The organism is Mycobacterium branderi, assembly GCF_010728725.1.
GTDB lineage: Bacteria > Actinomycetota > Actinomycetes > Mycobacteriales > Mycobacteriaceae > Mycobacterium > Mycobacterium branderi.
The window spans coordinates 63028-84165 of record NZ_AP022607.1; the positions used below are offsets into that span (position 1 = coordinate 63028).

The 21138-nt window shown below is 65.5% G+C and carries 21 protein-coding genes and 1 pseudogene; 16 read left to right on the forward strand and 6 right to left on the reverse strand.

The genetic code is table 11. From position 1 onward, the window contains the following. Positions 1-20 precede the first annotated feature (20 nt). The gene (locus G6N47_RS25225; RefSeq protein ID WP_232080404.1) at positions 21-797 is read left to right on the forward strand and encodes an enoyl-CoA hydratase/isomerase family protein; all 777 of its coding nucleotides are present in this window, start codon (positions 21-23) and stop codon (positions 795-797) included. 11 nt (positions 798-808) lie between these two features. Here G6N47_RS25225 and G6N47_RS30470 read toward each other — a convergent pair whose 3' ends face one another. Together G6N47_RS30470 and G6N47_RS25230 are read right to left on the reverse strand one after the other, a co-directional pair. After that, positions 809-928, reverse strand: coding sequence for a DUF7156 family protein (locus G6N47_RS30470; protein ID WP_428839053.1), 120 nt, complete (start codon positions 926-928; stop codon positions 809-811). Positions 929-947: 19 nt separating this feature from the next. After that, positions 948-1874, reverse strand: coding sequence for a hypothetical protein (locus tag G6N47_RS25230; RefSeq protein ID WP_232080405.1), 927 nt, complete (start codon positions 1872-1874; stop codon positions 948-950). Positions 1875-1963: 89 nt separating this feature from the next. Between G6N47_RS25230 and G6N47_RS25235 the strand changes: the two genes are divergently transcribed. From G6N47_RS25235 to G6N47_RS25290, 12 genes and pseudogenes are all read left to right on the forward strand, one after another. Then, positions 1964-2959, forward strand: coding sequence for an LLM class flavin-dependent oxidoreductase (locus tag G6N47_RS25235; protein ID WP_083130775.1), 996 nt, complete (start codon positions 1964-1966; stop codon positions 2957-2959). A gap of 81 nt (positions 2960-3040) precedes the next feature. Beyond that, positions 3041-3826: a FadR/GntR family transcriptional regulator gene (locus G6N47_RS25240; RefSeq protein ID WP_083130777.1), complete on the forward strand. Its 786-nt coding sequence runs from the start codon at positions 3041-3043 to the stop codon at positions 3824-3826. Between the two features lie 113 nt (positions 3827-3939). Continuing rightward, entirely contained in the window at positions 3940-5130 is a 1191-nt protein-coding gene (locus G6N47_RS25245; protein ID WP_232080406.1) for a cytochrome P450, read from the forward strand. Beyond that, positions 5130-6359 (forward strand): CaiB/BaiF CoA transferase family protein, encoded by a 1230-nt coding sequence (locus G6N47_RS25250; RefSeq protein ID WP_083130780.1) that lies wholly within the window; start codon positions 5130-5132, stop codon positions 6357-6359. The genes G6N47_RS25245 and G6N47_RS25250 overlap by 1 nt, the downstream gene beginning before the upstream one ends. Beyond that, on the forward strand, positions 6356-7048 hold the full coding sequence (locus G6N47_RS25255) for a TetR/AcrR family transcriptional regulator (RefSeq protein WP_083130782.1): 693 nt from the start codon (positions 6356-6358) through the stop codon (positions 7046-7048). Before G6N47_RS25250 ends, G6N47_RS25255 begins: the two co-directional genes overlap by 4 nt. A gap of 95 nt (positions 7049-7143) precedes the next feature. Continuing rightward, a complete protein-coding gene (locus G6N47_RS25260; RefSeq protein WP_083130783.1) occupies positions 7144-7941 on the forward strand; it encodes an SDR family oxidoreductase in 798 nt (265 codons plus the stop codon). 159 nt (positions 7942-8100) lie between these two features. Then, positions 8101-8312, forward strand: a pseudogene (locus tag G6N47_RS30405) (hypothetical protein); the annotation flags it as partial. 45 nt (positions 8313-8357) lie between these two features. After that, positions 8358-9248 carry an acyl-CoA dehydrogenase family protein gene (locus G6N47_RS25270; protein WP_372517476.1) on the forward strand — a complete coding sequence of 297 codons (891 nt, stop codon included), beginning with the start codon at positions 8358-8360 and terminating at the stop codon, positions 9246-9248. 18 nt (positions 9249-9266) lie between these two features. Continuing rightward, positions 9267-10391 (forward strand): acyl-CoA dehydrogenase family protein, encoded by a 1125-nt coding sequence (locus G6N47_RS25275; RefSeq protein ID WP_211281499.1) that lies wholly within the window; start codon positions 9267-9269, stop codon positions 10389-10391. Between the two features lie 90 nt (positions 10392-10481). Then, positions 10482-11327 carry an alpha/beta fold hydrolase gene (locus G6N47_RS25280; protein ID WP_083130903.1) on the forward strand — a complete coding sequence of 282 codons (846 nt, stop codon included), beginning with the start codon at positions 10482-10484 and terminating at the stop codon, positions 11325-11327. A gap of 10 nt (positions 11328-11337) precedes the next feature. Then, entirely contained in the window at positions 11338-12918 is a 1581-nt protein-coding gene (locus tag G6N47_RS25285; protein ID WP_308206207.1) for a FadD3 family acyl-CoA ligase, read from the forward strand. A 206-nt stretch (positions 12919-13124) separates the two neighbouring features. Then, entirely contained in the window at positions 13125-14345 is a 1221-nt protein-coding gene (locus tag G6N47_RS25290; RefSeq protein WP_083130787.1) for a cytochrome P450, read from the forward strand. Between the two features lie 167 nt (positions 14346-14512). Here the strand turns inward: G6N47_RS25290 and G6N47_RS25295 are convergent, their stop codons facing one another. Both G6N47_RS25295 and G6N47_RS25300 read right to left on the reverse strand, forming a co-directional pair. After that, entirely contained in the window at positions 14513-14938 is a 426-nt protein-coding gene (locus G6N47_RS25295; RefSeq protein ID WP_083130788.1) for a Zn-ribbon domain-containing OB-fold protein, read from the reverse strand. Next, complete coding sequence (locus G6N47_RS25300; RefSeq protein WP_083130905.1) at positions 14935-16071, reverse strand: thiolase C-terminal domain-containing protein; 1137 nt, start codon at positions 16069-16071, stop codon at positions 14935-14937. The genes G6N47_RS25295 and G6N47_RS25300 overlap by 4 nt, the downstream gene beginning before the upstream one ends. Positions 16072-16246: 175 nt before the next feature. Between G6N47_RS25300 and G6N47_RS25305 the strand changes: the two genes are divergently transcribed. Continuing rightward, positions 16247-16672, forward strand: a complete 426-nt coding sequence (locus G6N47_RS25305; protein WP_083130789.1) for a nuclear transport factor 2 family protein — start codon at positions 16247-16249, stop codon at positions 16670-16672. An 80-nt stretch (positions 16673-16752) separates the two neighbouring features. Here G6N47_RS25305 and G6N47_RS25310 read toward each other — a convergent pair whose 3' ends face one another. Continuing rightward, positions 16753-18384 carry an AMP-binding protein gene (locus G6N47_RS25310; RefSeq protein WP_083130790.1) on the reverse strand — a complete coding sequence of 544 codons (1632 nt, stop codon included), beginning with the start codon at positions 18382-18384 and terminating at the stop codon, positions 16753-16755. A 12-nt stretch (positions 18385-18396) separates the two neighbouring features. Then, a complete protein-coding gene (locus tag G6N47_RS25315) occupies positions 18397-19338 on the reverse strand; it encodes a VOC family protein (RefSeq protein ID WP_083130906.1) in 942 nt (313 codons plus the stop codon). Positions 19339-19566: 228 nt separating this feature from the next. Here G6N47_RS25315 and G6N47_RS25320 point away from each other — a divergent pair, with 228 nt between their 5' ends. Both G6N47_RS25320 and G6N47_RS25325 read left to right on the forward strand, forming a co-directional pair. Then, on the forward strand, positions 19567-20304 hold the full coding sequence (locus G6N47_RS25320) for a FadR/GntR family transcriptional regulator (protein WP_083130907.1): 738 nt from the start codon (positions 19567-19569) through the stop codon (positions 20302-20304). Beyond that, a complete protein-coding gene (locus G6N47_RS25325) occupies positions 20301-21137 on the forward strand; it encodes a PaaI family thioesterase (RefSeq protein ID WP_083130791.1) in 837 nt (278 codons plus the stop codon). Before G6N47_RS25320 ends, G6N47_RS25325 begins: the two co-directional genes overlap by 4 nt. The last annotated feature ends 1 nt before the right edge of the window (position 21138 follow it).

The window sequence follows — 21138 nt, forward strand, 5'->3', positions numbered from 1 at the left end:
TAGTGCACTACGTTAGACACGTGACAACCTTCCAGACGATCGAATTCGAGGTCGAAAACCACGTTGCGACCGTGACACTGAACCGGCCGGAACGGCTCAACAGCTTCAACGAGCAGATGGCCCGCGAGATCACCACGGTGTGGCAGCAGGTACGCGACGACGGCGACATCCGGGTCGCGGTGCTGCGCGGCAACGGCGAGCGCGCGTTCTGCACGGGAATCGACGTGTCGGAGGGGACGTGGTGGGAGCACAAGCCGTTCGTCGACCAGCAGGACCCCGGCACCACGCTCGGCCCGAAGGCGCACAAGGTCTGGAAGCCGGTCATCGCGGCGTTGCACGGCATGGTGGCCGGCGGCGCCATGTACTTCGTCAATGAGTGCGATTTTGCGATCTGCGCCGAGACAACAACGTTTTTCGATCCGCACGCCAATATCGGTGTGGTGTCGGCACTGGAGCCCATCGGCATGCTGGCTCTTGGCGTGCCCTACGGCGAGGTGCTGCGCTGGGCGCTGCTCGGCAGTGAGGAGCGGCTGGTAGCGCAGACCGCGCTTCGGATAGGCCTAGTCACCGAGGTGGTGCCCGATGACGAGCTGCGGGCGCGTGCCGGCCAGTTGGCCGCTGAGATTGCCGCGCGGCGGCCAGAAGGCATTCAGGGCACCGTGCGTGCGCTGTGGGAGGCCCGCGACCTTGCGCCGAGTCTCGCCCAGCAGCGCGGCCTTTCCTACACCCAACTCGGCAATCTCGGCGGGACACGCGTCGACGCGCGGACCCACAAGCGCGCGCCGCGCATCCGGTGAGGGCGTTGATCTCAGACCGTGCAGAAGTACACGACGATGCCCAGCAGCACAATGCCGGTGATGCAGGCACCGATCAGCCGCGCCGTCTCCTTGATCAGGTCGTCGCGATCGGACGGTGGCAGGTAGGTCATTGGCTTTTCTCCCCCGAGTTCATGGAACGTAGATGCTGTCATTGCCGGTGACCACCCGCATCACCACCAACGGGACGTCGAGCAACACGAAAAAGCTGATCTGAAAGACCACGAACCACGCTCCGAACCGGGCCAATTCGAACTTCCACCGCGGGATGATCACCTCGTAGTCGAGCAGATCATCGTATTGCTGCTGCTTGCTGCGCTGCCCCTGCCGAGCGAGCGTGGCCACGGTCGTACTCGCGCTCGGCGGCGGCGGCTCGGCTCCCGACACGCCTTCGACGGCAGGGGATTTTGGCCTGGTGAACCGGTCCAGGGCGAAAAAGCGCTCGAAGTGATTCAAGCCGCGCACCGGTGGCTTTCCAGCCCAGTAGGCGATCAGGTTGGGCCAGAAGCACATCAGCCCGACTGTCCACAGCAGCGTGAACCGGCCCCCATTGCCGAATGTCAGCACGGGGCCCATTCCCGGGTCGTAGGTCCACCATCCCATCGCCGCGGCGGTGCCCTCGACGAGAAGATCCCATCCGTAATTGACCGGAATCGCCAAGATGGCAACCGCTTTGAGCATGCTCCAGCCGAACCGGCGGGCCAGCAGCTGGCCGAGCCACAGCACCACGACCGCGTGTACCGTCCAATACACCGCATAAGCGAACGGCATGAAGACCGGGTCGTTGGGTGTCTTCAGCGGTAGCCACTCCAGGGCATGGTGCGTCCAGAACGTGGGGCTGTAGATCAGCTCTTGGCCCCAGTCACCGATGGTCTCCATCCAATACACGAGCATGCTGTTGAACAGAAAGAGAAAGCCCCATGTCAGGCGGCGCCGCCGGATCGAGTCGTAGACCGCCAGTGCGATTACCACGCTGCCGGCCACCGGGATTACCCAGTTGAAGAACCAGGCTCCCGACGGATCCAGCAGCGCCGGTGGCGTCGGAGGTGTAGCCCACACGTAGCCCATCGAACTCCCACAAGGTAAACTAAGTTATTTATGTGGAGACAGTGTGGCGCAGCGCAGACGATTCGGCAAGGGGTGCCCCGATGAAATGGGGGCTGCCGTGGCCCGGCGCCGAGTGTGCGGCCCGGGCCGAGGCGTCGGGGGCGCGCGCTTTCTGCGCCGGCGAATTCAGTGACGCCAACGCGTATGTGACCAGTGCCGAAATGGCCCTGCGCACGTCGGCGGCGATGGTGGGGCCGGGTGTCGCGTATGCGTTCGCCCGCTCCCCGTTCGTTCATGCCTCCGCCGTGCGCCATCTGTCGAAATGGGCTCCGGGGCGGGTGTTTCTCGGTCTTGGTTCTGGCACCCCGCGCATGAATCGGGATTGGTTCGCTGCTTGCGCCGATCATCCGGCGGCGCGGATGGCGGAATTGGTCGAGGCGATCAGGGCCTACCTGCAGGCCGAAAACGGCGAAGCAGTCCGCTACAGCGGCAGGTTTTACACCGTCGACGCCGATATCAGGGCTCCTGTGTTGGGTCGGCTCGATGTGCCGATCCTGATCGGTGCGTTCAATCGGATCATGCTGCGCACTGCGGGCCGGGTGGCCGATGGTGTGCTGGGCCACGGCCTGTTCACCGATCGGTGGTGGACCGAGACCGCCGAGCCCGCGCTGGCCACAGGGTGTGCGGACAGTGGTCGCGATCCCGCCGCCTTGCACCGCTGGGGGTGGTTGATCACCGCGATCAACGACGCCGATCCTGTTCGGGCGATCCGAGATGCCCGCATGCAGATCGCGTTCTATCTGACCGTGCGCACCTACGATCCGCTGGTGGAGCTGCACGGTTGGCAGGACCAGGTGGCCGCCATCCGCGCTGCGTTCGGCAGCGGCCGACCGGACCAAATCGGTGACCACGTCACCGACGACATGCTCTGGTCGATCGCGGTCTGTGGCGACGCCGCGCAGGCCCACGAGATGCTGCGCGCCCGCAAACACTTGCCCGACACCGCCTTTCTGGCACCGCCGAGTTTCTTGGTCGGCACGCGCCGCCGCTTGCACTACGACGCCGCCGCCATCGCGTTCGCCGGTGAGTTCGCGTGACTCGGCCTCGTTGGCGCCCGGCGCAGCGATCTAGATTGTGTAGTCGGTTGGCTGTGTTGGCTCACGCGATAGGAGGCCGCGATGGCCGGACCTGAAACTTTCTCGTTGACATCTCCCCAGGACCCCTTGGTGCCGGCGGTGCGCTCGCCCAAGACCGCCGAGTTGGTGGCCAACAGGCTTCGCCGGATGATCGTCGACGGAGAACTCGGCGATGGGGACTTCCTGCCTCGCGAGGCCGAGCTGATGGCGCAGTTCGGGGTCAGCAGGCCGACGTTGCGGGAAGCGGTGCGCGTGCTCGAATCGCAACGCCTTGTTGAAGTTCGGCGTGGCTCGCGTACCGGTGCCAGGGTTCGTATCCCGGGACCGGAGATCGTCGCCCGGCCGGCCGCGTTGTTGCTCGAACTGTCCGGGGCGACATTGGCCGACGTCATGACCGCGCGTATTGCAATCGAGCCGCTCGCCGCGAGGCTGGTGGCCGAAAACGGTACCAAGGCAGCGCATCAGGAGCTCGAACGGCTGGTCGGCGAGATTCCCGCCGCGCGCAAAAACGGTGAGCTTGCGCGGGCGTCGGCCGACCTGCATGTCAGATTGGTGCAGTTGTCGGGCAACACGACCCTGGCCATGATCGCCGGGATGCTGCACGAGATTTCCGAACGCCACACCGCCACGGCCATCCGCGGCACCGACAACGCGGTACCGAAGGCCGAGTACGACAGGTTGCTGCGGTCGTATCGCCGGCTTCTCGGACTCGTCGTCAAGCGTGACGGCGCGGGAGCCGAAGCGCATTGGCGCCGACACATGGAGAACGCCGCCGCCGCGCTGCTCAAGGGCCTGGAGAAGGCCAAGGTGCGCGACATCATGGAATGACCGCCGACGCAGTGTGATCCGGGTCTCCCCCGAAACCGTTGTTGGTGATACTCTCATGCGATCAAGTCTCAAATATGAGTCGCAGGGCTTTATCAATCGCATCGGAGGTTGGCGTGACGGCGACGGAACAGCGGAACTGCCCGGTCGTGACATTCGACTACATGCAGACCAAGCCCGCGGGCACGTGGTTCAAGACCTACGACGAGCTGCGTGCCCAATTCCCCTGGTACCGCAACGAGTTCGGTCCCGGCTTTTGGACGGTGTGCAACTACCAGGGCATCCTGCAGGTCCTGCAAAACCCCGAAGTGTTCTCCAGCAGCGTGGTCGTCGCCTACGACCCCGACCCGCCGTACAAGTGGATCCCCGAGATGCTCGACGGCAATGAGCACAAGCAGTGGCGCCACCAACTCGGTCCGCTGTTTTCCCCCATGGCCGTTGAGCGGCTGGAGGGCACCGTGCGCGCCCGGGCGATCGAACTGATCGACGCGGTCGCTCAGCGAGAGTCGTGCGACTTCATGGCCGATTTCGCGCAGCGGTTCCCGACCACCATCTTCTTGGAACTGATGGGCCTGCCCGTCGACGAACTCGACCAGTTTCTCCAGTGGGAGCACGACATCCTGCACGCCGGGGCCGGCGACGAGGCCGGCATGCAAAAGCAGCTCGCCGCGATGATGGCCGTGATGGGCCGCTTTAACAGTGTCATCGCCGAACGCCGCGCCCATCCGCGCAACGACATCGTCAGCAAGGCCCTGACCTACCAGATCGACGGCGAACCGGTCTCCGACGCCGACCTGCTGTCGTTTTGCCTGCTGATGTTCATGGCGGGGCTCGACACGGTGTCGGTCACGCTGGGCTGGATCTTTTTGCACCTGGCCCGCAAGGACGACGACCGCAACCGCATCGTCACCGACCCGACGATCATCCCCACCGCGGTCGAGGAGTTCCTGCGCGCCTACGCGATCGTGATACCGGCTCGCAAGGTCATGAAAGACGTTGAGCTACAAGGCTGCCCGATGAAGGCCGGCGACATGGTGAACATTCCGCTGAACGCCGCGACCCGCGACGATGCCGCATTCCCCAACGCCACGACAGTCGACATCACCCGCAAGCCGAACAACCACATCGGCTTTGGCGCCGGCCCACACCGCTGTTTGGGATCGCATCTGGCCCGCCGCGAGCTGAAAATCGCGCTCGAAGAGTGGCACAAGCGGATTCCGCACTATCGCGTCGCAGCCGGCGCCGAGCTGTTAGAGACCGGCAGCCAGTTGGGTTTGGAGTCATTGCCGCTGGAGTGGGAGGCGTAATGCATCGACCGTTGGACGGGGTGCGTGTTTTGGAGGTCGCCCAGTTCACTTTCGTTCCCGCGGCCGGCGCCGTGCTGGCGGACTGGGGCGCAGACGTGATCAAGATCGAAAACCCGGTCACCGGCGATGCGCAACGCGGCCTGATCAACGTCTTGGGACGCGCCACCACCGTGCCCGGATCGTCGTTTGCGCCGATCATGGAAGCACCCAACCGGGGCAAACGCAGCGTCGGACTGGGTCTGGCCGTCGCCGAGTCGCGACCGGTCCTCGACGAGCTGATCCGCCGAAGCGACGTCTTCTTGACGAACTACCTGCCGACCGCGCGCGCCAAGCTGCACATCGACCTCGACGATGTCCGCCGGATCAATCCCGACATCATCTATGTGGCCGGCAGCGGATTCGGAAGCCAGGGCCCCGACCGCGACACCGGCGCCTACGACGCGACCGCGTTCTGGGCGCGCGGCGGCAGCGCCGACGGCGTGACGCCGTGTGACACTGAGCAAGTCGCGTTCATGCCCGCGGGCGCCTACGGGGACAACATAGGCGGGCTGGCCATCGCGGGCGGCGTCGCCGCCGCCCTCTACGGTCGCCGGGCAACCGGCGAACCGTCGGTGATAGACGTGTCGCTGCTGGCCGTCGGCGCCTGGGCCACCCAGTTCAGCGTGAACCTGGCGCTCCTGGCCGGCGGACCGCTGCCGAAAATCGATCGCAAGACCCAGGCGCCGGGTAACCCGTTGACAGGCAACTACCGCACGGCCGACGGGCGTTTCATCCAGCTGTCGATGCTGCAGCCCACCCGCTACTGGCCCGAGGTCTGCCGACTGATGGGATGCGATGAGTTCGCGCACGATCCGAGGTTCGAATCGCTGGAGGCTTTGGCCGAGAACGCCGACGCGGCATATGCGATCGTGCGGGAAGCATTCGCCCGCCGGACATTCGACGAGTGCGTGCGGCTGCTGAAGCCGACCAGCGGACAGTGGGCGCCGGTACAGGATCCGTGGGACGTCGGCAACGACGACGCTTTGAACGCCAACGGGCGCATCGTCGATGTCATCGACGCCGAGGGGCAACCCCGCAGGCTGGTGGCCAACCCGGTCAAGTTCGACGAGGCGAAGCCCTCGTTGACACGGGCGCCGCAATTCGCCGAACACACCGATGACGTACTGCGCGAACTCGGTATCGACGACGAGCGACTCATCGAATTGAAACTCGCCGGCGCGATCACATGAATGTCGTCAGCATCGGCAGTGCTGACGACGGCACGGTGAGGTCCCGGCTGATCCGCGCCGCCGACGCGCTGATCGCAGCGCATGGCATCGACGCGGTCCAAATGGAAGCAGTCGCCAAACGAGCCGGGGTGTCTCGCGCCACCGCGTTTCGGCAATTGGGCAGCGTCTCCGAGGTTGTAGTTCAGGTGGCGCTGCTTCGAGCGCAGCGCCACATCGACGCGGTGCACCAGTTGATGCAGACGAAGACCGGCGCGTTCGCGAAGATCGAGGCGGCGCTGATCTACACCGCACGCGAGCTACCGACCGATTCCGCCATCCAGGTGCTGATTTCGCGGCATGCGGCCTCGGTGCACGATCCGCGGGTCCACCAGGCCGCCGTCGGTGTGATGGGCCCGGTGCTCGAGGAAGGTCAGCGCAACGGGGAGATCCGCAGCGACGTCCCGCTCGACGAACTCATCGACTTCCTCGTCGAGCAGACATATCTGGCCGCCGAGGAGCTCGACCGCACAGAAAGGGCGGTGCGGCGCCGGTTCCGGCACTTCATCGCCCCCGCCCTAGAGGCACGCAGCGGACATGACGGCGAATATCGCTCCCGCACCAGGGAAGTCGAAGAGGCCGTCAATGTGGCGATGGAAGCCCTGAAGAACCTCGCGCAACAACTACACGCTGAGCCGACACCGGATCGGTGAAACCGCCGCAGATCCACAAAACAGGAATATGTTTATCTGCTTTTGCTACGGTGAGGTCCACAATCAACTAGGCCGACAACCGGAAGACTTTAGCTGTGGACTACCGCATCAAAGGCCGCGTCGCGCTGGTCGTCGGCGGCAGCAAGGGGATGGGTTTCGAGGCGGCGAAGATGCTCGCCGACGAGGGCTGTCCGATCGGAATCCTGGCCCGCACCGCCGCTGACGTCGAGGCCGCCGCCGCAGCGATTCGGCACCGAGGGGGCACGGCGATCAGCGTCCCCGCCGATATCACCTCGCAAGAAGGCGTCGCGACCGCGGTCGAGCGGGTGCGCGAGGAGCTCGGCGATCCGCTGATCGTCATCGGCCAGACCAAATACCTGCGGAGCGGGGACTTCTCCGATATCACCGACCCCGCGCCGTTACGTGAGTCGTTCGAGTCCTACACGATCAGTCAGTTCTATTTGCTGCATGCGGTGCTGCCCGCCATGAAAGAAGCCGGCTGGGGCCGATATGTCCACATCGGTTCTGCCACAGCGAAAGAACCGACGGGCAGTATCCACCACATGGTTGCCAACGCCACCCGGCCATCGACCATCGGGCTGCTCAAGACGGTGGCCGACGAATACGCTCGCTACGGCATCACGGTCAACACCGTTGCGCCCGGATGGATCGAGACCGAGAACTCCCTCAATTACCTGGCCGACAGCGTTGGCGTCACCACCGATGATCAACGCCGGGAATTCCTGCTCTCCCAGGCGCGAATCCCGGCCGGGCGGATGGGCAAGGCTGCAGAGATCGCCTCTCTCATCGTGTATTTGTGCTCCGATGCTGCCGGTTACATCACCGGCGACTGGATAGAGGTCGACGGCGGGCTGCATCGCTCGGCGTTCTGAGCACTGCAGGTCATTGCCGACGTCACGTCGTCTCGACGAACTACCGGTTCTCTTGAGAGGCTTGTGGACGTGCCCGAGTTGCCAGCCGCAGATGCCGAACCCGGGATTGCGACACCCGAACAGTTCCGCGCCGTGGTGCGGGAATGGTTTCGCGCCAACGTGGATCCGCATGCCGAGACCAGCTACACCGACGCGCAGCGCAAACGCACCACCGCCGCGGCTTACGACGCGGGCATTCTGCATGTGACGTGGCCGGTGGAGTACGGGGACTACCGCCGGAGTACCAGACCGTCTTCAATGAGGAATCGGCGGCCTACGCCTGGGCTTTGATTCCCAGCGCCGTCACCGTCGGGATCTGTGCGGCCACGCTGCTCGACGCGGGCAGCGAGGAGCAGAAGCGGCGGCACATTCCTGCGATGCTGCGCGGCGACGAGGTGTGGACGCAGCTGCTGTCCGAGCCGGGCGCCGGCTCGGACCTCGGCGCCGTCAGCACCCGCGCGACGCGCGACGGCGAGGACTTCGTGCTCAACGGCCAGAAAGTCTGGACCTCCGGTGCCGCGGACGCCGACTACGCCGCGGCGCTGGTGCGCACCGACGGCACAGTGCCGAAATATCAGGGGCTTTCCATGGTGATCGTCGACATGACAACCGCGGGTGTCGACGTCCGGCCGCTGCGCCAGATGACCGGGGACGCCCATTTCAACGAGGTCTTCCTCGACGACGTTCGGGTGCCGGTGGGGAACCTGCTCGGCGAGTACAACGGCGGCTGGGCGGTGCTGAACCGGATGCTGCTGCATGAGCGCATCGCGTTGAGCGCCGGGACCACCGCGGGCAATGTTTTCGACCCGGACAATTTCGGCGAGCTGGTCGCGCTCGCGCGGGCACGCGGCGTCGACACCGATCCCGCGGTGCGCGCCCGCCTCGCCGACCTCTACATCGACAAGCAGCTGCTGGACTACATGGGCCGCCGCATGAGAGCGGCTGCCTCCGCCGGGCTGGCGATGGGCCCGGTGGGATCGCTGGGCAAGGTCGGCATCGCCCGCAATGCCCGGGCCGGCGCCGAGGCCGCCATTTTCATCGGCGGTCCGGACGTATTGGCCTGGGAGCCCGGCGATCTCGACAGCGAGCGCTGGGCACGCGATCTGCTGTTTTTCCCCATGACCGGCATCGCGGGCGGCACCACCGAGATCCAGAAGAACACGATCGCCGAGCGGCTGCTCGGCTTGCCCCGCGAGCGCCACGCCAACCGCGATGTGCCGTTCGACCAGACCGCTCGCGATGCCGCCGCCGGCACCGGCACGCACTGATCACCATTCGAGGTACACGTGTTCATCCCGGACGTAGTAAGCGAGGAACACGGCGAGCTGCGCGCCACGGTGCGCCGCTTTCTGCAACAGCGCTGCCCCGGGGACGCGGTCCGGCGGGCCATCGACAGCGACACCGGCTACGACGTCGAGCTGTGGCGCCAGATGGCCGGCCAGCTGGGCCTGCACGGACTCGGGCTGCCGGAAGCCTGCGGCGGCTCCGGCTACGGCCCGCAGGAGACGACCATCGTCTTCGAGGAACTCGGGCGCGCGTTGGTGCCCTCGCCGTTTTTCGCCACGATCGCCCTGACCACCGGACTGCTCGTCGCGCTCGGCGACGAGGACGCCAACCAGCGTTACCTGCCGGCGATCGCCGCCGGTGAGCTGGTTGCGACCGTCGCGCTCGCCGAACGGGCAGGGTCCTGGCAGCCACGCGACCTTTGCGACGTGGTGGCCGAGTACCGCGACGGCCAATGGCGGCTGTGCGGTGAGAAGACCACCGTGTTATCCGCCGATGCCGCCGGGCTGATCCTGGTCGTCGTCACCGCCGGGACCGCCACCAGTGTGTATGCCGTCGATCCGGCCGCGCCGGGCGTCACGATCGTGCCGCTGTCGGCGCTCGACCTCACCCGGCGCCAGTCCAAGGTGCGTTTCGACGGCGCACCGGCCACCCTTGTCGGTGACCACGGAGCCGCCGGCGGCGCCGTCGCATCGATGCTTGACCATGCTTGTGTCGCGCTGGCCGCCGAACAAGCAGGAGCCGCAGGGTTTTTGATGCAGATGTGCATGGAGTATGCGAAGCTGCGCCATCAGTTCGGGCGGCCGATCGGCGCGTTCCAGGCGATCAAGCACAAGCTCGCCGACATGGCCTTCGATGTGGAGCGAATGGACTCGGTGGTCCGCCACGCGGCCACCGCGGCGGCCACGGATTCACCCGAACTTCCGGTGGCCGCCGCAATCGCCAAGGTGTTCTGCTCGGAGGCATTCTTCCGCGTCGCCGCAGAGACGATCCAGGTGCACGGCGGCATCGGGTTCACCTGGGAGCACCCGGCGCACCTGTATTTCCGTAGGGCCAAGAGCAGCGAATACCTGCTCGGCAGCCCCACGAGGTACCGCGAGCTCCTACTGGACAGGCTCGGGGTGTGACTTCGCGGACCCAAACACCGATCGAACCGAATCAGCTATATAGTTACCCTGTTGCAGGCGCAAGACGGTCTGCAGGAGGGTAGTGCCACCGTGGCTGACACCGTTGTCGTCGACGACGCCGAAATCGAATACACCGAAACCGGTTCAGGCCCGCCGCTGGTTTTCGTGCACGGCGTCTATGTCACCGGGGCGGTGTGGGACGACGTCGCCCAGCGGCTTTCGCAGACCCACCGCTGCATCGTGCCGACCTGGCCTTTCGGCGCGCACCGCATCCCGGTCGGTCCCGGCGTCGATCTGGGCGTGGCAGCAGCCGCCCGACGGATCGCTAAATTCCTTGAAGTGCTCGACCTTTCCGGCGTCACGCTGGTGGCCAACGACACCGGCGGCGGCATCGTGCAGGCGGCGCTGGGCAACGACCTGCTGGCCTTCGATCGGGTGGCCCGGCTGGTGTTCACCAACTGCGACAGCTTCGAGCACTTCCCGCCGTCGGGCTTCGCGCCCCTGGTGCGGTTATGCCGGCTCAACGCGACACTGGGCGCGGGGGTGCTGCGCCTATTGGCCACCGGACCGGGTCTGGACCGGTTCGCGTCGGCGGTCACCCGGCACGGCATCGATGACGATCGCCGGCCGGCGATCTTCGACGGCTTCATCACGTCGGGCCAGGTGCGCCGCGAGGCGGTCAGTCTCACCGCCGACCTGAACCCCCGCTACACGCTGGCCGCAACCGCGGCGATGAAGACCTGGGACAAGCCGGTGTTGGTCGCCTGGGGCGACGCCGACAAACTCTTTCCGGTGAGCCATGCCCAGCGGCTCGTCGACACGTTTCCACACGCCACGCTGCACACGATCAAGGACAGCTCGACATATGTGATGCTGGACCAGCCGGACGAAACCGCCGGCGCGATCAGCGCATTCGCCAACAGCACCACCGGCTGACACCGCAGCCATGATGCGGCACGACCGGGAGTTCGTCAGCATCCCGCGGATGGTGCTGGCAAGCGCGCAACGGTTCGGCGCCGCCGACGCGGTCGTCGACCTCGATGCCGGGGTGCGCTGGAATTTCGCCGATGTCGCCGAGCGCATGATCGAATCGGTGCGCGCGGCCATGGCGGCCGGTGTCGGGCCCGGCGACCGGGTCGCGCTGTGGGCACCCAACTGCGCAGACTGGATCATGGCCGCGCTCGGCGTGCTGGGCGCCGGTGCGATCCTGGTGCCGCTCAACACCCGGTTCAAGGGACCCGAGGCCGGCTACATCCTGCGCAAGAGCGGCGCGAAAGCGGTGCTGACAGTGCCCGGATTCGTTGGTAATGACTACGTTTCGATGCTGCGGGCCGAAGCAGTCGACGTCCCGGTCATGCTCGTGGGGCCCGGCGGCGCGGACGGCACGACAACGTGGGCCGACTATCTGGCGGCCGGGGCGGCCGTCGAGGAGTCCACCGCGCGCTCGCGCATCGAGGCGGTGGGCAGTGACGACCTGTCCGACATCATGTTCACCTCCGGCACGACCGGGGCGCCCAAAGGGGTGATGCTGACCCACGGGCAGTCGTTGCGGGCCTTCGGCTATCTCACCGACGTGTTCACCTTCACCCCGGGTGACCGGTTTTTGATCATCCCGCCGTTCTTTCACACCTTCGGCTACAAATGCGGCTGGATGGCCTGCCTGATGCAGGGCGTGTGCGCCATCCCCCAGCCGGTGTTCGACGTCGACGTCGTGTTGCACCGGCTGGCCAGCGAACGCGTGTCGATCCTGGTCGGCCCGCCCACACTGTTCACCGACCTCATCCGCCATCCCCGCCGCAGCCAATTCGACCTGTCCCCGTTGCGGGTCGCGGTGCCGTCCGCCGCCAACGTCCCCGTTTCCTTGTACAGCCGACTGCGTGACGACCTAGGGTTCGAGGTGGTGCTGTCCGCCTACGGTCTCACCGAGGCGACCTCGCTGGTCACCACGTCCGAGCCCGGCGACGACATCGACGACATCGCGAATTCGGTTGGCCGGCCCGCCCGTGACGTCGAGGTCAAGGTTGTCGACGACACCGGCGCAGCGGTCCCCGCCGGCGAACCGGGCGAGGTGTTGGTGCGCGGCTACAACGTCATGCGCGGCTACTGGGAGGACCCGCAGGCGACCGCAGCGGTGATCGACGGCGACGGCTGGCTGCACACCGGCGATATCGCGACCATGAACCAGCGGGGCTTCCTCACGATCGTCGACCGCAAGAAGGACATGTTCATCGTCGGCGGTTTCAACGCCTACCCGGCCGAGATCGAACAGGTTCTCAGACAGCACGAGGGTGTCGTCGACGCGGCGGTGATCGGTGTTCCCGACGAGCGGATGGGCGAAGTGGGCGCGGCCTTCGTCGTGGCCGAACACCTCACCGAGCAGGAGCTGATCAACTGGGCCCGCGAACGACTCGCCAACTACAAAGTGCCCCGCCATGTACTTCTCGTCGACGAGATACCCCGCAACGCCAGCATGAAAATCATCAAGAGCCGGCTGCGCGAACAGTGGGCGAGCAGGACCAGTGGGTGAGGCGCGCGGCTTCTGCATACTCCTTTAAGTACCAACTGATAATATAACTATATAGCGGTATTCTTATGCAGCGGTGAGAACGTGGAGCCCTCTGTGAAGGAACGACTAGGTAGACCATCGAGAGCGAACAACTCGTGTACCGGGGGCCTTATCCACTCCTGGTCTCAGCGCCGGCCAGCCCTATGCACACAACGAAGCGGGGTCCGATGACGACATCGACTCTTGGCGACAGCATCAACTACGATCCCTACGATTTCGAGGTCGACGCCGACCCGTACCCGACCTTTCGACGGCTACGCGACGAAGCACCCATCTACTACAACCGCAAGTACGACTTCTACGCGCTGAGCCGCTACGACGACATCAAAAAGGCCAGCCTTGAGTGGCAGATCTACCAGTCGGGTCATGGCAGTGTGCTCGAACTGATCAAGAGCGGCGCGCCGATACCGCCCGGGTTCATTCTGTTCGAGGACCCGCCCGTGCACGACCTGCACCGGGGGCTGCTCGCCCGCGTGTTCACTATGCGACGGATCGCCGAGATAGAGCCGAAGGTCCGAGCGTTCTGCGTCGCCACGCTCGACCCACTCATCGATCACGGAAGCTTCGATTTTGTAGCCGATTTCGGCTCCGAAATCCCCATGCGGACCATCGGAATGATGCTCGGTATCCCCGACGCTGACCAACCGCAGCACCGGCAGCGCATCGACGAGGGCTTCAAGCTCGACTCCGGCGACGCGTCCCCCGACGGCAGTGCGGCGCTGCTCAACCTGCTCGACGCCGAACGGTTTGGCTCCTACATCGACTACCGGCAGCAACACCCCGCCGACGATGTGATGACTGACCTGCTCAACGCGACCTACACCGACACCGACGGTAGGGAGAAGCGCCTCGACAAGGTTGCCATCCAGACCTATGTCGGACTACTGGCCGCCGCCGGTAACGAAACAACGGTGCGGCTGATTGGGTGGGCCGGCAAGGTGCTCGCCGAACACCCAGACCAGCGGCGCCAACTCGCCGAGAATCCCAGTCTGATTCCCGGGGCCATCGAGGAACTGCTGCGATACGAGGCGCCCTCGCCGGTGCAGGCCCGCTACGTCGCACACGACGTCGAGCATTACGGCACCACGGTGCCCCAGGGCAGCGTGATGCTGCTGCTCACTGCCTCGGCCAATCGCGACGAGCGCATGTTCGCCGACCCGGATCGCTTCGACATCCATCGCAAAGCCCGGCAACACTTGGCTTTCGGCTTCGGCATCCATCACTGCTTAGGCGCACACCTGGCCCGTCTCGAAGCCAGGGTGGCGCTTGAGGAGGTGCTCAAGCGTTTCCCCGAATGGGAGGTCGATTGGGACAACGCCGTGCAGGCCCACACCTCGACGGTGCGCGGGTGGGAGAGGCTACCCGTAATCACCGGCACCGTGCGCTGAATATGGCACCGCAGTGAAAGTCATTGTCACCGGTGCTAATAGCGGTATCGGAAAGGCCACGTTGTGCCGCGGTTACCGCGACTGACTGCTCCGCCAGGGCGTCGCGGCCCTCGGCTCGCTCCATCCCGGTGCGTCCAAGATGTCGTCTTTCACGTCAACAGCCACGGTCATGAGCCGTCGGCATCCGCAGGCACAAATTCCGGGACGCGGTAACCGCCCTCGCCCAAGTCGACGATGCGCATGGTGACCGGCTGCCCGATGCGCACGGCGGCGGGATCGGCAGCGATGACCGCACTGATCCGCAGACCGGGCTGCTCGGCGAGTTCAACGATGCCGATGACGTATGGGGGCATTCTGCCGGGCACCAATGGTTGCCGCACGACGATGTAGCTGAATATCGTTCCCGCGCCGCTGACTTGCTCGAAATGTACGGGGCCGCCGGTGAAGCGGCTGCGCTCCAGCGGCGGATGGATCCATTTGCCGGTGTCATCGCAGCGGCACAGCATCAATTTTCCGTCCATGAGTGCATTCCAGAACGGTGCCGAATCCGGGTCCGGAACGGGAATCGGCGCCAGCAGTGCGGGATTGGTCACGGATGCTCCCTGCTGTAGATGTTGGCTCCGCCGAACGGCCCGCCGCCCGCGGTGACAAGTGCCAGCTGGGCATCGTCGACCTGGCGGTCCCCGGCCGCGTGGCGAAGTTGCAGCGCTGCCTCGTAGTGATGGTTGAGGCCATGGATGTAGCCCTCGGAGAGCAACCCGCCGTGCGGGTTGACCACGACATCGCCGCCGTAGGTGGCGCGCCCGCTGGAGAAGAACGTGCCGACCTCGCCCTTCTCGCAGAAGCCGTAGCCTTCCATGGTAGCCATCACCGTGTAGGTGAAGCAGTCGTACATGCAGGCGACATCAATGTCGGCAGGCGTCAAACCCGTTCGTGCCCAGATCTTGGGACCCGCTGAGCGCGCATACATTTCGGTGGGATCGTCCCAGCCGGTCCATCCCGCCCCGCTCTGCGAGTTCGAGGACCCCACCAACCACGTCGGTGTCTGGGCACTGTCACGGGCGATGTCCTCACCGGCGATCAGGATCGCGACCGCGCCGTCGGCCTCGGACGTGCAATCCAGGACCCGGAACGGCTCGTTGATCCACCGGGCTGCCAGGTAGTCGTCCATGGTGAGGGGTTCACGGCGCAGCGCATGCTCATTGGGTCCGGCGTGCTTGCGCTGGGTTATGGCGATCTGGCCGAGGTCCTCGCAGGTAGATCCGTAGACGTACTGGTGTCGGCGCGCCCACATCGCAAACCACTGCGGCGGAACGAGAAACCCGGAGACCGTATCGAACTGACCCTCATGACCGACACGCATTGGCCCCTCGACGCTGCCGAACCGATGGCCGGAGCGGCCGTTAAGGGACCGGTAGACCAGCACGGCTCGGCACATCCCGGCCTCGATAACCGCTGCGGCGGTGGCGATCTGGTCGGCCACCAGATTTCCGCCGCCATACATCGCGTTGGCCCAGGCCAGCTCTTCGATGCCCAGCGCCCAGCCCACATAGATCGGTTGCTCGGAGTCGTTGACCATGTAGGTGCAGATGCCGTCCACATCCGTGCACGCCAGGCCGGCGTCGGTGATTGCTTCCCGGCAGGCTTGCACAGCCATGGCGCCGGTGGTGCGCCCGGAGCTACGCGAGTATAGCGTTCGGCCGATGCCGATTACCGCGCATGTCACGTGCTCGCCCACCTAATCGGCTGCCGCTTCGCGCTCAACACCCTAAGCTCCACAAACAGTTATATAGTTTACAGACAGCTTAGGATTCTTGCACGGAGTCATACCGCAGGGAACGCCTTGCGCGGGCGCGAGTCGATCCCAGAGATGCGGCCCGGCAGGTGAAGGGAGTACCGCGATGCCTCTGACAGGCCACGAGCTAGAACTATTCATTCGCCGGTGGTACCAACTGTGGAACGAGCAGGACAAAGACGGCTGGTTGCGGCACTGGCGCGAGACCGCGCCCGGCGAACCGAGTCTGGAAGATCCGGTGGGCACCCCCGTCAAGCGGGGCTGGGAGTTTGCCGGTGAACTGTGGGACCGCACCGGTCCCAACCATCCTGCGGTCACGATCACCCAATTGATCACCGGCGGATCTGAAGCCGTCGTGGTGGCCCACAACGAAGGCCGCTACCGCGGCGAACCGCTGGTGATTCCCAGCGTCGACGTGTGGCGCCTCAACCCCGACGGCAGCAGCGCCGTGCGCAGCTTCTGGGTGATTCCCGAGCACATTCCGTACGGAAAGTGGACCGCAAGCACCGGCAGCGCCCCCTCAGCGGACTGACACGGTCCTGGGCGGGACCTTTCATTCCACACCGGCGTTGCGCTCGCTGCAACCGCCACTCCGAGGCGAATCGACGACTCTTACACTGCGCCACCGAAAAGCGCTTGCCTCAGTTCGGCTTTGCTTACCTTGCCCATCGCGGTCCTGGGCACAGACTCGACGATCACCAACCGCTCGGGTGTCTTTTGTCTGGCCAGACCGGAGTCGGCGAAATGCGCCGTTAGTTCCTCGAGGCTGAGTGTGGCGCCCGGCTTGAGAACCACGACAGCCGCGACCACCTCACCATACGTCGGGTGCGGCGCGGGCACGGCGACTCCTTCACCGACCGCGGGATGGGCATTGAGGATTTCCTCCACCTGGCGCGCGGAGATCGTTTCGCCGCCGCGGATGATGACATCCTTGATCCGGCCGGTGATCACGAGCCGTCCTTCGGCGTCGAGACGGCCAAGATCGCCGGTGCGGAACCAACTATCGGAAGTGAAGGCATCGGTATTCAGAGCCGGATCGCGGTAGCCGATGAATTGATCAGGCCCGCGCACGATGACCTCGCCGTCGACGCCGGACGGCAGATCGGCGCCGTCCGGGGCGATGATGCGCACCGCCGAACCGGGCAGCGGCTTACCATCGGTGCGCAGCCGCGCCTCGGGATCGTCGGTTCGTGCCCCGGTCACGGTCGGATGCTCGGTGAGCCCGTAGGACCGGTAGGAGTTGATTCCCGCCGCGTGGGCGCGGCGACCCAGCTCCTCTGTCACTGTGGTTGCCCCCGTGAGGAATTCGCGCAGCGTCGCTAACTTTGCGTCGATAGCATCGACCTGCAGCAGCCCCAGGAGGTGAAACGGCGTTCCCGCGGTGGACGTGACAGCGAAACGCTCGATGAGCTCAGCGGCCCGATGAGGGTCCCAGCTGTCGAGGAACACCGACCGGGTACCGGACAGCAGTGCCCGCAGCATCGAGCCCAGCCCCGCGACATGGCCGGGCGGGAAGGTCACCAACTGGCTATCGCCGGGATCAGCGGCGATCAGATCGGGCATGGTGCGTTGTTCGGCGAGCAGCGAATTGTGGCTGTGTTGAACACCTTTGGGCGCCGAGGTCGTTCCCGAGGTGTACAGCAGCACGCACACGTCGTCGGCCTCCGGTGAGGGCTCGACGTACTCGCCCGGTCCGGAGCCCAGTTCGGCCCAGCTCAGATAGCCCGCCGCGGGCTGCGCGCCCACGATGACGACGCGCTGCAGCGTGTCTATCCGCGCGTACTCGGCCAACCGGTCGAGATAGAGCGTCGAGCCAAACCGCGCCGGCATGACAAGCACCTTGGCGGCGGATTCAGCCAGGATGAAGCCGACCTCGTTGGCGCCGTAGACGTGCACGATCGGCACCAGCACAGCGCCACAGAGCAGCACGGCCTGATAGGCGATGGCGCATTCCAGCCGGTTCGTCAGCTGCACCGCCACCGCGTCACCCGGCGCCACACCCAGCCGCTGCAGGCCGGCCGACGCCGCCAACGCCGCCCGGTGGATCTCGGCCACCGTCGACGTCGCCTCGGCTTGGTCGGTGACGAAAGTGACGCCAGCCCCGCCATGGTGGGCCGCGCCGTGCTTGAAGGCGTCGATACAGGTGCGCCTCGAATACCAGCCTTGGCGATACCACATGTCGCGCAGCTGCCCGTAGTCGAATCCGCTGCCTTCGGCGGCGTGAGAACGCGCGGTTGTGCCCATCTGAGCCTGCGGTCAGCCAGTGAAGTATTTCAGCGGCCGCTCGACGAATTCGAAGACAACGCCGTCCGGCGAGCGCATGAAGGCCACGTAGAGCCCGTCGATCTTGGTGCCCGGCAGCGGGCACCACACCGGATCGCCCAGCAACTCCACCGAACCGGGCAACGAAGAAACCGCTCTTTCGACGTTGTCTACCCGCAACGCACAACGATACAGGCCCTGACTGTTGCCGCCCACCGGGAGCGGATGGGTGACTGCGGCGGGATGCTGCACGACGCTGATCGTGAACTGGTGCCGATCTTCGGGTAACGCCAGGCGCGCCACGACGCACTGCGCCTGGGTCCCGCCGCAGCCCGGCGCCAGCTGATCACCCGCGACCGCCATGCCCGCCGGTGCCTGCAGCACCATAAAACCGATGGCGGTCAGGAAGTCCACGGTGGCCGCCACGTCGATGACCGAGAGCCGGATGCCGGCAAATAATGCGGTCGGCAGGTCGGCGGGCATTTCCGTCAGCTCGATGACGACGCCGTCCGGGTCCATCACCAGCACCGATTTGCCGCCCGAAATCAGGCCGGTCAGCGGATCGCTCACCGCAAAGCCGGCGCCGCGCAGACCGCCCACATAGGTGTCCAGATCGCCGACGGTGAACAGCGCCGAGCGGATTCCGGGACGTGCAGGGTCAGGATTGGGATCGGGTTTGAGTCCCGGAGTGGTCCACTGGATGGCTTCCAGCGCGCATGCGTTGCGGCCGCCGCGAGCGTCGTACAAAAACGATGTGGCAGCGCGTGTTTCGCCCTGCAGCCCCAGGATTCTGCCGTCGGAGGGTGCGTCGGGGTCGGAGCGCATCCGAGCCGATAGGCCGAGTTGCTTCACATACAGCGCTTCGGTGGCATCCAGCGATTTGCAGTTGAGGTTGACGTGCAGGAAGCGCCGCGCCAGCACATCGCTAAGGGCCATCGCCACACCACCGCACCCTTCACCCCTGATCATGCCGCCGCATCGTGCTTCAACCCGATACGCGGAGCGGTTCTACCTTACCGTATCGCTAACTGTTTAGCGGTTTCGTTGCGGCCCCACGGCAGCGGCCTCGCGGACTTAATGAATCCGTCCAGTTCGTAATTTAGTATATAGTTATACCTTTCTGAGCTGGGTCATAGGATGATCGGCAACGAAGGGAGCGCCACGGTGGAGGTCGACAGCCTTCGGGAGCCGAAGATGGCCGAGCGGGTCGCCACCGTGCTGCGCAAAATGATGGTGCGGGGCGAAATAGCCGAGGGCACCATGCTGCCGCCGGAATCTGAGTTGATCGAACGTTTCGGGGTATCACGGCCCACGCTGCGCGAGGCCTTCCGGGTGCTGGAATCGGAGTCGCTGATCAAGATCCGACGCGGTGTGCACGGGGGGGCGCGCGTCAATCGGCCGCGGCGCCAAACACTTGCCCGCTACGCGGGCCTGATACTCGAGTACGACGGTGTGACCGTGCGCGATGTCTATGCCGCCCGCGCCGCCATCGAGACGCCGATGGTCGTGCAGCTGGCCAAGGACCGCGACCCGGCCGCCCTCGAGCAACTCGCGCAGATCGTCGCCCGCGAAGCCGAGCTCGAAGGAAGCGACGCCGTGGACGCGGGCACCGAATTTCACGCCGCGATCGCCAAGCTGTCCGGAAACCAGACGCTGCAGATGATCAGCGAGATGCTGCATCACATCATCGAGAAGGCAAACCGGTCGCTGCAGCCCAGTACGGGTCCCGCGGCAGAGCAGGCCACGCGCCGCGCGTCCAAGACACATCGAATGGTGCTGGAGCTGATCCGGGCCGGAGACTCAGAGAAGGCCGCCGAGCTGTGGGATCGGCATCTGAGGAAGGCCGAGGAATACGTGCTCTCCGGAGCCGAGTTGTCGACAGTCGTCGACCTGCTGCAATGAGCAGGCCGGCAGGTGGCGCCGTGCCCCATGACGTTGAAACGCCCCGGCGCATCTTCGGCCGGTTCGGCATCGAATCCTTGGACGAGGACCCGGTGGCGGCCACGACCGTCATGTCGATGTGTGTCGCCGGCATGACCAATCCGTTCACCGGCGCCGCGACGGTCGGGCCTCTCGCCATCCTGGTCGACGCGGCAAGCGGTCTGGCCAATCACTTGCGCCGCAACCCGGATGAATGGTCGGTTTCGAGCGAACTCTCACTAGAGCTGAGTCCGGACGGCGCTGCTTTGGCCACCGCCGACCCGGATGTCCCGGTGATCGCCGACGCCCGGGTACTGGGCCCAAAAGGGAGCAGTTCGCTGTCGTTTTGCACACTGTCCTGCGCCGGCACCATCATCGGCGGTGCAACCGTGCGCTCCTATTACCTTTCCGCTGACCGTGTGGTCGGTAACCGGGTGAGCGACACCTTGATCAGGACGCCGTACACCCCGTTGTCGGAGCTGATGGCGGTAGAGGTCACGCCCTCAAACGATGGGCGGCGGGTGCTGCGCCAACTCACCGACCCTGTGCTCTACAACGACGTGGGTATCGTGCACGGCGGCGTGTCGTCCGCGGGCCTGGAACTGGCGGCCTCTGCGGTCATCAGCGACGACGGCTCGCCACTGCGGACGGCGTCAGTGCGGGTGAATTTCCTGCGCCCGTTTATGGCCGGCGAGTGTTCCCGTTACGAGGCCGCCCCGTTGCGGATCGGCCGCGGCACCGCGGTTGCCGACGCGCAGGCCATCGATGACATGGGCAGGGTCGCGCTTACCGCACGCGTCACCGCTTATCGCTGAG

Excerpts from the sequence above, each read along its gene's own strand:
- G6N47_RS25285 (WP_308206207.1), top strand. The coding sequence starts at position 11,338 with ATGATGCGGCACGACCGGGAGTTCGTCAGCATCCCGCGGATGGTGCTG.
- G6N47_RS25310 (WP_083130790.1), bottom strand. The coding sequence starts at position 18,384 with ATGGGCACAACCGCGCGTTCTCACGCCGCCGAAGGCAGCGGATTCGAC.
- G6N47_RS25315 (WP_083130906.1), bottom strand. The coding sequence starts at position 19,338 with ATGGCCCTTAGCGATGTGCTGGCGCGGCGCTTCCTGCACGTCAACCTC.
- G6N47_RS30470 (WP_428839053.1), bottom strand. The coding sequence starts at position 928 with ATGACCTACCTGCCACCGTCCGATCGCGACGACCTGATCAAGGAGACG.
- G6N47_RS25325 (WP_083130791.1), top strand. The coding sequence starts at position 20,301 with ATGAGCAGGCCGGCAGGTGGCGCCGTGCCCCATGACGTTGAAACGCCC.
- G6N47_RS25305 (WP_083130789.1), top strand. The coding sequence starts at position 16,247 with ATGCCTCTGACAGGCCACGAGCTAGAACTATTCATTCGCCGGTGGTAC.
- G6N47_RS25235 (WP_083130775.1), top strand. The coding sequence starts at position 1,964 with ATGAAATGGGGGCTGCCGTGGCCCGGCGCCGAGTGTGCGGCCCGGGCC.
- G6N47_RS25250 (WP_083130780.1), top strand. The coding sequence starts at position 5,130 with ATGCATCGACCGTTGGACGGGGTGCGTGTTTTGGAGGTCGCCCAGTTC.
- G6N47_RS25240 (WP_083130777.1), top strand. The coding sequence starts at position 3,041 with ATGGCCGGACCTGAAACTTTCTCGTTGACATCTCCCCAGGACCCCTTG.
- G6N47_RS25255 (WP_083130782.1), top strand. The coding sequence starts at position 6,356 with ATGAATGTCGTCAGCATCGGCAGTGCTGACGACGGCACGGTGAGGTCC.
- G6N47_RS25290 (WP_083130787.1), top strand. The coding sequence starts at position 13,125 with ATGACGACATCGACTCTTGGCGACAGCATCAACTACGATCCCTACGAT.
- G6N47_RS25270 (WP_372517476.1), top strand. The coding sequence starts at position 8,358 with ATGCTGCGCGGCGACGAGGTGTGGACGCAGCTGCTGTCCGAGCCGGGC.